This is a genomic window from Bradyrhizobium sp. BRP56, assembly GCF_020194035.1.
Classification (GTDB): domain Bacteria; phylum Pseudomonadota; class Alphaproteobacteria; order Rhizobiales; family Xanthobacteraceae; genus Bradyrhizobium; species Bradyrhizobium australafricanum.
In genome coordinates this window covers 24113-35776 of the sequence record NZ_JADYVV010000034.1, presented here as the reverse complement: position 1 = coordinate 35776, position 11664 = coordinate 24113, and the positions used below count along the sequence as shown (strand labels likewise).

General features: G+C 63.2%; 9 protein-coding genes and 1 tRNA gene. 4 read left to right on the top strand and 6 right to left on the bottom strand.

Features of this window, described 5'->3' with window-relative positions:
* Positions 1–58 precede the first annotated feature (58 nt).
* The gene (locus I6F38_RS23455; protein WP_225161959.1) at positions 59–5266 is read right to left on the bottom strand and encodes an alpha-2-macroglobulin; all 5208 of its coding nucleotides are present in this window, start codon (positions 5264–5266) and stop codon (positions 59–61) included.
* 289 nt (positions 5267–5555) lie between these two features.
* Here I6F38_RS23455 and I6F38_RS23450 point away from each other — a divergent pair.
* Positions 5556–5632: transfer RNA gene (locus I6F38_RS23450), tRNA-Arg, on the top strand.
* A 1-nt stretch (position 5633) separates the two neighbouring features.
* Positions 5634–6020, top strand: a complete 387-nt coding sequence (locus tag I6F38_RS43785; protein WP_249794264.1) for a hypothetical protein — start codon at positions 5634–5636, stop codon at positions 6018–6020.
* A 1362-nt stretch (positions 6021–7382) separates the two neighbouring features.
* On the opposite strand, the gene I6F38_RS23435 is transcribed toward I6F38_RS43785, so the two are convergent.
* From I6F38_RS23435 to I6F38_RS23425, 3 genes are read right to left on the bottom strand one after another with little or no spacing between them, the layout of a single operon-like run.
* The gene (locus I6F38_RS23435) at positions 7383–7649 is read right to left on the bottom strand and encodes a hypothetical protein (protein ID WP_225161958.1); all 267 of its coding nucleotides are present in this window, start codon (positions 7647–7649) and stop codon (positions 7383–7385) included.
* Complete coding sequence (locus I6F38_RS23430) at positions 7642–8121, bottom strand: hypothetical protein (RefSeq protein ID WP_225161957.1); 480 nt, start codon at positions 8119–8121, stop codon at positions 7642–7644. Before I6F38_RS23430 ends, I6F38_RS23435 begins: the two co-directional genes overlap by 8 nt.
* On the bottom strand, positions 8102–8356 hold the full coding sequence (locus I6F38_RS23425; protein ID WP_225161956.1) for a hypothetical protein: 255 nt from the start codon (positions 8354–8356) through the stop codon (positions 8102–8104). The genes I6F38_RS23430 and I6F38_RS23425 overlap by 20 nt, the downstream gene beginning before the upstream one ends.
* Positions 8357–8661: 305 nt before the next feature.
* Here I6F38_RS23425 and I6F38_RS23420 point away from each other — a divergent pair, with 305 nt between their 5' ends.
* Both I6F38_RS23420 and I6F38_RS23415 read left to right on the top strand, forming a co-directional pair.
* Positions 8662–8838, top strand: a complete 177-nt coding sequence (locus I6F38_RS23420) for a hypothetical protein (RefSeq protein ID WP_225161955.1) — start codon at positions 8662–8664, stop codon at positions 8836–8838.
* 861 nt (positions 8839–9699) lie between these two features.
* A complete protein-coding gene (locus tag I6F38_RS23415) occupies positions 9700–10170 on the top strand; it encodes a DUF992 domain-containing protein (RefSeq protein WP_225161954.1) in 471 nt (156 codons plus the stop codon).
* A gap of 653 nt (positions 10171–10823) precedes the next feature.
* Here I6F38_RS23415 and I6F38_RS23410 read toward each other — a convergent pair.
* Together I6F38_RS23410 and I6F38_RS23405 are read right to left on the bottom strand one after the other, a co-directional pair.
* Complete coding sequence (locus I6F38_RS23410; protein ID WP_225161953.1) at positions 10824–11063, bottom strand: YdeI/OmpD-associated family protein; 240 nt, start codon at positions 11061–11063, stop codon at positions 10824–10826.
* Between the two features lie 20 nt (positions 11064–11083).
* The gene (locus I6F38_RS23405; RefSeq protein ID WP_016842508.1) at positions 11084–11497 is read right to left on the bottom strand and encodes an SRPBCC family protein; all 414 of its coding nucleotides are present in this window, start codon (positions 11495–11497) and stop codon (positions 11084–11086) included.
* Positions 11498–11664 lie beyond the last annotated feature (167 nt).

Below are 11664 nucleotides of genomic sequence, written 5' to 3'. Positions count from 1 at the left end.
ATGGATGGCCGGGTCAAGCCCGGCCATGACGAGAAGAGTTTGCGGCGCGCGTCCTTGTTCATTTCGCCGGCTTCACCTCAACCGCGCCGGTCCCGCTGCGGCCGTAGCGCGAGGGATTGTACATGTCCTCGACATAGGCCTGCGGCAGCACATATTTGCCCGGCGACACCGCGCGCACGACATAGGCGACCGTAAACACCGACTTGTCGTTGGCGCCCCGGTCGATCGCCGCCGTGAAGCGGTCATCGCGGAACTCGGTGTTCTTCGGCTCGACGCCGCCCTCGATCCACGCGAGCGTGCCGGAATCCCCGGATGACACCAGGTTCGGGTTGTCGATCTCGAGCCCGGCCGGCAGATAGTCGGCCACCATGATGTGCCCAAACTCCGGTTTTGCTTCCGTGACCTTCAGGACAACCGCGAAGCGGTCATTCTGTTTCGCCTTGGTGACATCGGCCGGCTTGCCGTCGAGCGTGAAATAGCTGCGCTCGATCTTGAAACCGTTGGAGGCCGCCGGCTCCGGCGTGACCGGCGAGCCCGACACCGAGATCACCGCCTGTACCGGTGCGTCGCCGGTGTTGGTGATCCTGAGCGGCTGGCCGGTCATCTCCTCGGCCTTGTAGCTGCGATAGACTGCGGTCTTGACCGGCTGACCGTTGATGTCGAGGGCCAGCGTTTCCTTGGCGAGCGCCCGCGCCGCCAGCACCATCCACGCATTTTCCTGCGTCGAGGTGTAGGGCGACAGTCCCCGCGCCGCCTCGACCCGCAGCACGGCTTGGGTCAGCGTGGTGCGCGGTGCATTGCCTTCGCCAGCGAGCGAGACCAGCGCAGCAGCATCGCGCAATGCCGAGCCGTAGTCGACCCGGCCGAACTCGATCACGGGTTTCGGGTTCAGCGCATCGAGCGCGGCACCATAGACCCGCTCGGCCCTCGCCTTGTCGCCGACCAGCGCCAGCGCCGCCGCAAGCTGGGCCTTGGAGATCGGGGTCGCCAGATTGTTCAGCTTGGTGTCGGCGAGATAGCGCAGATCGCCGATCGGCGCCGCGCCGTTGCGCGCGAGCACATAGAGGCCGTAGGCCAGATCGCGGCCGCCGTCCTTCTCCGGCTCGTTGGCATTGACCACCGAGTTCCTGACGCGGTCGAGCGCGCTCTTGAACAGCACGTCCGGCACCGCAAAGCCCTTTTCGCGGGCCCGGGTCAGGAAGTCTGTGACGTAGGCATCGAGCCAGGCGTCGTCGCCGCCCGCCGACCACAGGCCGAACGAGCCGTTGGACCCCTGTCGAGCGAGGAGCCGCTCGATCGCGTCGCGGATGCGCTGGTCGACCGCGGTGTCCATCGCAAGATGGGCACCGGCGGCGAGATCATTGACATAGAGCAACGGCAACGCGCGGCTCGTGATCTGCTCGGAGCAGCCATACGGGTAGCGGTCGAGCGCCTTCAGAATGCTCGCGGCATCGAGCGCGGTCGACAGGCTCGCCGAGACCGAGACGCTGCCGGTGCCCGGCACGAGATCGGAGAACATGTCCGAGGTCAGTGTCAGGCTCTCGCCCTTCGCCAGCGTGCGGATCGAACGGCGCGCCAGCACTTGGGTCGCCGGCTTGACGTCGAGCGCATAATGCCGCGCCAGCGTCAGCCCATTCGGCCCGGAGATGTCGACGTCGAACTCGGCACGTCCGGCGCCGCCGGCCTCGAGACCCAGCGACAGCGAGGAGCGCTGCTTGGCGGCGAGCTTCACCGTCGTGGTCGAATTACCCGAAGCCTTGATCGGACCGCTCGCCTTGACGCTGATGGCATAGTTGCCGGCTGCACCTTCGACGTTGTCGATATCCATGCTGATGGTGCCCTTGTCACCGGTGAGCAGGAAGCGTGGCAAGGTCGCGGTCACCACCACGGGATCGCGCACGATCACGTCAACATTGGCGCGGCCAATCTTGGTTGCACTCCACGCCACCGCCATCACCCGCGCGGTGCCGGCAAATTCCGGGATATCGAAGTTCACCTCGGCAGTCCCGTCAGGCCCGACCGTGACGATGCCGGAATAGAGCGCGAGCGGCTTCTGCGTTGGCGGCGAGCCCTGCAGCTCGGCGCCGGCGGAGTCGCCGCCGTTGCGGATCTGGCCGCGGGTGCCCTGCATGCCGTCGATCAGCTGGCCGTAGAGGTCGCGGATCTCGGCGGTCAGGCGGCGCTGGCCAAGGTAGTAGTCGTCCGGCGCCGGCGGCTTGTAATTGGTCAAATTGAGAATGCCGACATCCACCGCGGCCAGCACCACCTTGGCGTCCTCGCCGGGATTGAGCCCGCCGAGCTTGACCGGGATCTTCAGTGTCGAGCCCGGCCGCACCAACGCGGGCGGCGACAGTTCGACGGCAAGCGTGCGCGCCTTCTTGTCGATGCCGAACCATTTCAGTCCGATCGCGCGGCCGGGCATGCGCCCGGCGGCGGCATCGAGCGGACGGCGCAACGTCGTCATGACATACGCGCCGGTGCCCCAGTCCTTGCCGACCGCAAGCTTGACCTGCTGGGTGCCCTCCGTGACGTCGACGCTTTGGGTGGTCAACAACCGGTCGCCGAGCACATAGACCGTCAGCTTGCCTGATGTGCGCGCATTGACCGACACGGTCATGGTGTCGCCCGAGGCATATTCCGGCTTGTCGATCGAGGTTTCCAATAGATCAGGCGTGTCGGCGCTGCCGTCGGAATACCAGCCGACGTCGAACTGCACCGAGGTGACGGGGCCGTCGGCGTCGGTCGATTTCACGTCGAGCCGGTAGCGACCGGGCTGCGGCTGGAAGGTCAGGCGCATCGACTTGTCGGCGGCGAGGTTGACGTCGCCATCGGCGACGCGGCGGGTCGACTTGACCGGCTCATACTGCCAGGACGAATTCTGCCGGTACCACTGGTAACGTGACTCGAGCTTCAACAGTTCGTAGCGCAGCCCGTTGCGCGGCAGCTGCTTGCCGTCCGGCGCGACGAACACGACGTCGAACTCGGCCTTGTCGCCCTCGGCAACGCTCTTGTCGCCGAACAGCGGCTTGACGCCGATCAGCGAGGCGCCAGGGGCCACCGGCAGCACGATCTTGCGCTCCACCGAGCGTCCGCCGGTCTCGGCCATGCGGATGTAGATCTGGGCTTCCTGTGGCCGCGTCGAAGTCGGCACCTTCTCGAGCTTCACCGGGAACGTGGCGGCGCCGTTGGCATCGGCCTCCGGCAGGTCCTCGATCGGGGTCCGCTCGTTGCTCGCGGTCTGCTCATCGTCGACGCCGAACTGATAGCCGGCATAACCGGGCCGGCCGTTCGCCGCGGGCGCCACCAGCATATCGCCCTCGAGCTGCAGGCCCGAGGCCGGCGCGCCATAGAGGAAGTGGCCGGAGACCTGAAGCTCCACTGGAACTTCAGCCTTGATCACCTTCTCCTTGCTGGTCAGATCGAATTCGACCCGTTCGGGGATGTAATCCTCGACCATGAAGGTGGTCTCGCCGACCGACGAGCCCTTCGGATCGGTAAAGACGCGGGCGCGCCAGGTACCGGTCGGCACCGCCGAATTGAGCGCCACCGCCAGCATCCGGCCGCCGGCGCCCTGGTCGGGCAGCACGGCACGGCGGAATTCGACGCCGTCGGGGCGCTCGATCACCATGGTCAGCGGCGTCTCGGTCAGGGCGTTGCCCTGCCCATCGCGCAACAGCGCGGTCAGATAGACGGTCTCGCTGGAGCGGTAGACGCCACGCTCGGCGTAGACGAAGGCGTCCGCGCCGGCCGGGATCGCCCGACCCGCGACGCCGCGGTCGGTGAGGTCGAACGCATTGGTTTTCAGGCTCAGGAAGGCGTAGTCGGCCTTCTCGCCCGTGACCGTCAGCAGCGCCGGCGACAACCCGCCCTCGCCCCGGGCCAGGCCTTGCTCGAACAGCACATGGCCGGCGGCATCGGTCTTGCGGGTCGCCAGGATCTCGTTGTTGCGGGCGACCAGCTTCACGTCGGCGTTGGCGACCGGTTCGGTCGAAGCCAGCGAGTTGACGAAGACGTGGATACCGTCATTGCCGGAGAAGGCCGACAGGCCCATGTCCGAAACGATGAACCATTGCGTCGCCAGCGTGCCGTCGTCGTCGGTGCCCGGCCCCTTGGCCGCGGCGGTCATGACATAGACACCGGGCTGCAGGTCGCCGAGCGCCTGGTCGACCGGAAACGCCGTGACGACGTCCTGATTCAGCGTCGTGGCGGTCGCAAGCTCGCCCGACCACACCTTGACGCCGCGCTGGTCGCCGAGATCGGAGAGCTGGTAGCGGCTCAGCGTGCTCTGGAAGTCGCTGTCGATCACCGTGTTGATCAGGTTGCGGTCGCCGATCCGGAAGACGTCGACCTTGACCGCCGGCGTGTTGACGCTGACCACCGGGATACCGCGCTGTCCGGTCCGCGGCAGCACATAGGCCCGCCCGGTGAATCGCACGAATGGCTTGCGGTCGCGGACATAGATGTTGAACTCGGCCGATTTCGGCAGGGTCTCCTTGACGGTCGAAGGCAAGCCGGCGCGCAGATTGATGTTGTAGCGCTCGCCATGCTTCAGCCCGTCGACGCAGAGCTGCTGGCCTTCCGCCGACAAGGCCGGCTTGTCGGTGCCGGCGAGCGCCAGATAGGGCGCGAAGTCGACGCGCTTGGCGAGCTCCTCCGAGAACTGGAAGCAGGCGCGCGGCGAGGCCGCGTCGGAATCGACGGTATAATCGAGCAGCCGGAAACCGTGCTCGTCGCGCATCTTCTCGTACTGGCCGCGGACATCGGCGACCTCGCGCATGTCGAGCGACAGCCGCAGGCTGTCCAGCGCCGGGCGCCACAGCTTGCGCTCGGCAAGCGCTTTGCCGAGCACGGCGAGCGCGTCCGCCTCCTCGCCCGCATTGCCGGCGCGCTGATAGGCGATGTAGGCGGCGGTGGAGGCGCGCTCCATCAGAAACGTCTGTTCGCTGGAGCTCGCCGAGCGGATCTGGAAGATCATCCTGGCGAGGCGCAGCCAGTTGGCGCCGTCCTCCGGCGTGGTCGCCGCGATCTGGCCGAGGATCGTGAGCCCGCCGCGGAAATCATTGCGCCTGAAGGCGGCGTCGGCGTCGGTGCGCAGGGTCGCGGCCGATTTGTTGACCGCGCCGGCCTCGCTCTTGATCTGGGCCTCCAGCTTGATCGCGGAATCGGCGAGATCGTCGCGCTTGAAGGCCTTGTCCGCGGCCTGGGCACCCACCAGGGCGAGCAACAGCGTGGCGCATATCGTGGCGGCACGAACCAATCCGATCATGATGGAGCTCCTGAACGCCCCGCGGTCGAAACGTCGCGTTGGGGCCAAAAGTGCGCGAAAAGGTGACGGAGTGAAGGCGCGGACATGAACGGACGAAAACGTCGCAGATCGCATTGCCGACATTCCTTTGACCAGCCCTCGGCTGCAGCGTCGTGCGGCTCGGCGGGCTGGACAGGCCAACGCAGGGCGGGCGCCCTGCTCGCCTTTGTCGTTCGACCACAAAAATCGGTTCGGACGGACTTGGCGGAAAGGCGGATTTTTCATATTGGCGGTGCTACAAGGCCGCCACGGTCCCGTAGCTCAACTGGATAGAGTAGCGGATTTCTACTCCGCGGGTTGCAGGTTCGAATCCTGCCGGGATCGCCAAATGGCTTTTCCTGCTAATAATTTCAATGACTTATCGGCGTTTTTGCCTAACTTCTCGGATGGGTTAGGCAATTTCTTATCAAAACCGTTTTGCAGTTTCGCCATGGCCGCAACGGCCAATTTCTTCTTCGCCGCCTCACGGCAGTACCGCTCGATTTCGCGGATGTCGGTGTGGCCGGTGATAGACATGATTTCGAGCGCGCTGCATCCCGCCTCGGCCAATCGACGGCATGCGGCCTTGCGGACGCCGTGCGGGCTCGAGCCTTCTGGCAAGCCAGCGTCACCTGCTGCTTCGCTAATCCAACTGGAAAACGCCTTCTCGCTGCGCGCGCGGCCGTACATGGTTGCAATGAAGGCCGGGCCGTCCTTCGGGCAGTCGGCGATGTAGCGCGCCAGATCCGCGTGCACCGGAATGCAAAGCTCAACGTGGCCTTGGCTCTTTTTGGTGCTGATAACGAACCCATCTTTCGTGAAGTGCTGCCAGCCAAGCCGCACGGCATCAGAGCGCCTGAGGCCGGTGTGTAGCAGCACTTCGAAGGCAAGTCGCAGCGGCGTGCCCACCTTGTGCTGCTTTCGGAATTTGGTGATGTCTTCCTCAGTCCAAGTGCGGTGGCCTTTGATTTTTAGCTTCACGCGCTTGGCCACAACAACCGGATTGTCGCTGCGCAAGCCAGCCGAAACCGCGTAATCCATCACGGCCTTAAGGCGTTTGCGAAAGTTGGACGCGGCCGAAGGCGTGTCGGCCATCTCGTCAATGATGATGTTGATATTCTTCGGCTGCATAGTGGCAATCGGGCCGTCGCCATGCTTCTCAACGAATCTATCCAGCACGCCGCTGTAAACGTCCTGCGTGCTCTTCGCCAAACCCTTGAATTCAGTTGAGCGGTAATAACCGTTGACGGCGGCGGCAATAGAGCCAGCCTTAACGCGCCTCACGACAGGCGTCTCTTCACCGCCCATGGCCGCGCGGTATGCCGTCCAAAATTCCTCGGTGTACAGCGGCGCCGGCAACGCAAGTTGAGGCCCGCCCGGCCGTCGCAAATAAACACGAGGTTGCCCGTGCCTATCAATATATTCATTCACATATTTCGGTTTGCGGCGGCGCAATGCTTTTCCCAGTAGTCATTTTCATTGGCGGGCGCTGGTGCTGCGTTGCCGTCAAACAACGAATCTAGCTCGTGTCGGTCCCACAGTAAAACGCCCAGCATTTGCCTGGGAGCCGGGATTGCGCCCGCCTCCCGCTGCTTATCGAAATGGCTCGGGCTGATTCCGAGATATCGCGCCGCGTCTGTACGGCGTAGGCCGCGAGGGACGATGCCCCCACGTTGGTTATCGTTGCCAGGACTGGCCAAGAGCGTGGCCTTAAGAAAATTGCTCTGCTTACCTCGCCGGCCAAGGCCAGCGCACACAGGCGACTCAAGCGCCCCAACCTGCATTATACTCTGCCCGGTCGGGGCGCCTTTCACCCTAGCGACTCAGCCTTCCCATCTAACTCCCCCTGCCACGCCGTCACCTCATCCTCGTACCAAGCAACCCTGCGAGGGGCGATCTCGCGAGCCTTGGGGAAGCGGCCAGCGTCCATTTCCTTATAGAGAGTGGCGCGACTAAACGGGACAAGCGCCAGCACCTGGCGCACGCCAAGCATCTTGCGGGGACCTGCGGCGGGTGCGTCTTGTGCCATCTGATGCTCCTCTGGAATCGGCCAGCAAGAGAATACGAGAAAGTAGAGCGCCCGGCCCGCCCGGATGGCCTAGCCGACACCTAGCAGGATGATCTCGTCATCCGATCCCCGCTTCGCCCACACAGCGCGCGCGTGTTCGAGGCGCTGCAAACCATCGGGATCGTGGCGGGCAGCCCATTGGTCGGTTTCATCGGCCGCACCAAGAAGCATATGGAGGGCGCCATTGCTGACGATGGGATTGCAGCCTTCGCCCCTCAAGTGGGCGTAATAGGTGTGCGCGCAAAAAGGCGTGGATGGGCCAACACTCGCGCTAGCATTAAGATTAAGATCAGACATTGATATTCCCCTGTCGAGCCGGCCGGTTCTCGGGGGCATCAAACTGGCCCACCTGCTGGGCCAGTTCCGGAAAACGCCCCTGCTCCGCTAGATCGAGCACGTTGAAAACGGGGATATATCGGCTGGCACTCTTGTTGCGTCCCTTCCCCCGATAGGTGCGGGCCACCCAACCTGTTTCCAGTAGCAAAATGATTGCACGCGAAACCGCCGATCGTGACGGGCACTCGGCTCCGTCAGGCGCGCGCTTCCTCATGACCGTGGCAACATGCCGTTGCGAGAGCAAGGCATCGCCGTGCTCGTGGTGATACCAATTGATCAGAAAACGGTAGACCAGCCTTGCCGTTTCCGACAGTCGAGGATCGAAATCCACCAGCTGTGACATTCGCCCAATTGCCACCGGGCCAGTCGGATCACCGATCTTGTGCGTCCAGTACGCCGGCGAGTCTGCGATCTTAGGCTGCGCTGGATTCATCGGCCGGAAGCTCCACAAGGGCCGCAAGGGCCATATCGGAAATTGCACGGTTGAACTGCTCGCCGAACGCGGCAGTGCGCTCGTGAAACGCGTTGGGAGCTACGGTCCAGCAGCGACCATTGGCCCGCTGACGAAGGCCCAAATTGTAGAGACGCAGGTGCTCGTTCAGTTCGAGGTCAAAGCGCGCAAGCGTGCTGCCGCCAGGTGGCGACGGGCGGATGGATAAGATTTTCAAAGGTGAGATTCCCCTGTTGGGGTTGCCCTATCGGGCTTTGCACCTGGCTAAGGGCCAGTCGTGCTGGTGAATGAATAGTGCGGTTTTCTCGAACCCACACTAAATGGACCACGCTCGGCCCCAGAGCGCCCCAGAGGGCTCACCCCGGCCCACCGAGGGAAACCGCCCCCCAGGCCAGCCAACCGCACATGGGAGGCCGGTTTCTGGGCCTTGGCGGCCCGCTTCCCGCAGTCGATCCCGATTAATCAAATGGGAACCTTCCAAGTGCAGAATGATTAACCGAAGTTAATCTTGGAGGCTGAGGAATGTCGGACGAAGACATCGCCCTGCGAGCCGTCAGTGCGGCCCAAGAGATCCTTGAGGAATATCTCGAACCTCGCCCGCGCTCCAATGAGCGGCTAATCCTTGATCGATTGGTTGAGGTGCTTGAACAACCCAGTCTCATCGTCGCGGTGAATCGAATTAAGCGAAGTCACCGCTGACCTTAAGTGCTGCCCGAAGGTTAGGCAGTCGCCAAAAATCGCTATGGGACTCAATGGCACAGAAATTGCCTAACCTTGGCGCTAACTCATTGTTTCATCTGCGTTCTGTCAATCCTGCCGGGATCGCCACCCTGCTCCCTCCAATGAAACCATTTTCCGCAAGCCGCGAAGCCGGCCGGAAACAAACCCGGCGTAGCTTGCCCGTGTTGGACCAAGGGGATTAGGTCATGTGGGATTTCATCAACGAACTGTATCGGGATTTCTGCCTGGCTCGCCTGCAGGAGATGCGGAAGCTGGAGCATCATATCTGACCGGGCGGAGCATCGGTGGCAATCAGCCGTTCTCGTACCGCGGCTTGGATCACCCGGACAATCGGACCTTCGCCAGCGCACAAGCAGCCGACACCAATCCATCGCGGGACCCCCGGTCCCCGTATGATTACGGGGGCGCTCGAACCTTGGCGCCGGTTTTGCAGACACAAACATGACTGGGATTGCGGGCCCAGATTGGAACAGGCGCCGCCGGGACAATGCATTTCGAGCCCGGCGGCGTAATTTTTCGGGACGGGCTCACCGCCGTGACCCGAACGGCTCGGCGTCAGTGCCAGGACCGCTCCCTTGCTTCGCCCGCGGCCTCTCCTGCCTGGAAATCGAGCACGCTCGTTCGACGTCGATAGACCCACCATAGGGGCGTCAGCCGGATCGGCGATGAAAAAGTATCGCAGTTGGTTGATCGTCGTCTTCCTGGTCGGTCGCTCGCGAACGTCGACCGTCAGCAGCAATCAAGCCAGTTTCTAAGGCTCTCTTAACCACAAACGAAGGCCGCACGCGGGATCATGGGCCGATTGCGCGTCGATCCGCGTTGTCCGGCACCATGCGTGTGACAAGCCGTGCGATCGCCTCTGCTGTGTGTGGTGCGGCGGTTCTCGCTGCGCAGCTCGCAGCCGCCAATGCGCAGCAGGTGCAGGCCGGAACGCTTGAGTGTCGTGGCGGCCCCGATACCGGGTTCGTCGTGGGTCCGGTGACCAATCTCAATTGCGTGCTGCACGTCGATAGCGCGCCGGACAGTCGTTTTGTCGCGGCCATCCGCAACCTCGGCGTTTTGATCGGAGATCAAGAAGTCGCCATGACCTGGAAGGTGATGGCGCCCGTGCCGTGGCTTGGAAGCGACGACCTCGCCGGCGGCTACGCCCATGCCGACGGCGCCGGCGTCAACGTTCTCGCCGGCGGCACGAATACGCCGATCACGCTGCATCCGTTGAACGAGCAGAACGTCCCCTCAACGCCGCCCCTGAAAATCGAGAACCTCGAGATTCGGCCGGTAGACCGCTGACCCTGAGCGCAGCCAGGTGATGGCTCGCGCGGACGCCAGAATGCACAACGCCGTCCGCTTGAAATAGATGCGGACGGCGCTGGCCCTAGCCCCAGGAAGGTGATGCAAAATCCTGACAGCACCAAGTCTGCACACTTTGTGCCAGCGGCGCATGTCCCAAATTGGCTATCACGCGGCATGGCCCAAATGGGCCATTTGGAAACACAGAAACAAAGATAGGTTAGGCATCGAGGCGCCGGCGACGGTGCCTCACGACCAAAGTGTCTACTTGGCCTCAGCGTGGCCCACGCGCTGAGGCCTTTCTTTTTCGATGTTCGCCGTGTGCCGTGAAATCACTCGCGTCTTTATCATTCAGCGCACGAAACGATTCCGTAGTTCTCCGTGCGTGAACAAAGTTCCGGCGGCGATTGAGGGACTGATCGCTTTCCGTTCGTGCGATTGCAGGTTCCACTTGCCGTGAGCTCTGGCAGCGCGCTTCGCAATTTCTTAATCCAAGAATGTTTCTCTAGAGGATTGTGAGTGCGCGCATCGGTCGTCGATATTTTTCAGGACCGCGATGGACGATTCCGAAATCGTCTTTCTTCGATGAGGATTCGCGCGACCAAAACATCAAGCGAGCGATGAGGACACGCAGCGATCGCGCCGCGAGAGCCTCACTTTGGTTTGCTTGGCCGATGCGCCATTCCCATATACACCCCACCGGCTTTCAATTCCGCCAGCATCTGGTCGATCCGCTTGCGCCGTGTTGCAGTTCGCACGCTGCGGCCGATCCAGTGCAGATAGTCGTTGCGCTGATACGGCGGGCGCGCCTTGAACGCTTGCATCAGACCGGTCACATCAAGCTCGCGACGGATGCTCGCCGGCATCGCCGCGCGCGGTCGCTTCAGCGTCACGCCGCCCTCCGATCGCCGGATCAGGACCGCCGCTTGGCTTCGACGTAACGCTTGAAGTTATCCAGGATCGCCTGCCAACCGCCGCGCTGCTGCTCGACCGAATGGGTATCCTCGCTGTCGAAGCTGACTTGCACCTTGACGCCGCCGGTCTCCGGCGTGAAAGCGACCTGCGCGCTGCGATCGCCGAACGAATATTCGAGCAGCCGGGGCTCCTCGACCCTGGTGTAGGTGCCGGCGAAATCGAACCCCATGCTGCCGTCCTTGGCTTCCATCCGCGACGAAAAGGCGCCGCCGGTGCGCAGGTCGACCGTCGCGGCGGTCGTGTGCCAATCGTCGGAAGCCGCGTTCCACTGCTTGATGTCGTCGGGCGTCGTATAGGCGCGCCAGACATCCGCGATCGGCGCGGCAACGGTCGTTTCGACGGCAATCCTCATATCAATTCCCTGTCGCGATGGGGTGAAGCTGACAGCGCCTTCCGGGCGGCGCCGGACCGCGGCCATTCTATTAGGGCCAAAGATGCCTCCGTCAAATGGCGATGCCCGGGCCACCGGGAACATGAGGAGATCCGGGACGCCGTTCAACCAACCAAATGGTGCGTGGT

Excerpts from the sequence above, each read along its gene's own strand:
- I6F38_RS23405 (WP_016842508.1), bottom strand. The coding sequence starts at position 11,497 with ATGAGGATTGCCGTCGAAACGACCGTTGCCGCGCCGATCGCGGATGTC.
- I6F38_RS23420 (WP_225161955.1), top strand. The coding sequence starts at position 8,662 with ATGTCGGACGAAGACATCGCCCTGCGAGCCGTCAGTGCGGCCCAAGAG.
- I6F38_RS23430 (WP_225161957.1), bottom strand. The coding sequence starts at position 8,121 with ATGAATCCAGCGCAGCCTAAGATCGCAGACTCGCCGGCGTACTGGACG.
- I6F38_RS43785 (WP_249794264.1), top strand. The coding sequence starts at position 5,634 with ATGGCTTTTCCTGCTAATAATTTCAATGACTTATCGGCGTTTTTGCCT.
- I6F38_RS23455 (WP_225161959.1), bottom strand. The coding sequence starts at position 5,266 with ATGATCGGATTGGTTCGTGCCGCCACGATATGCGCCACGCTGTTGCTC.
- I6F38_RS23435 (WP_225161958.1), bottom strand. The coding sequence starts at position 7,649 with ATGTCTGATCTTAATCTTAATGCTAGCGCGAGTGTTGGCCCATCCACG.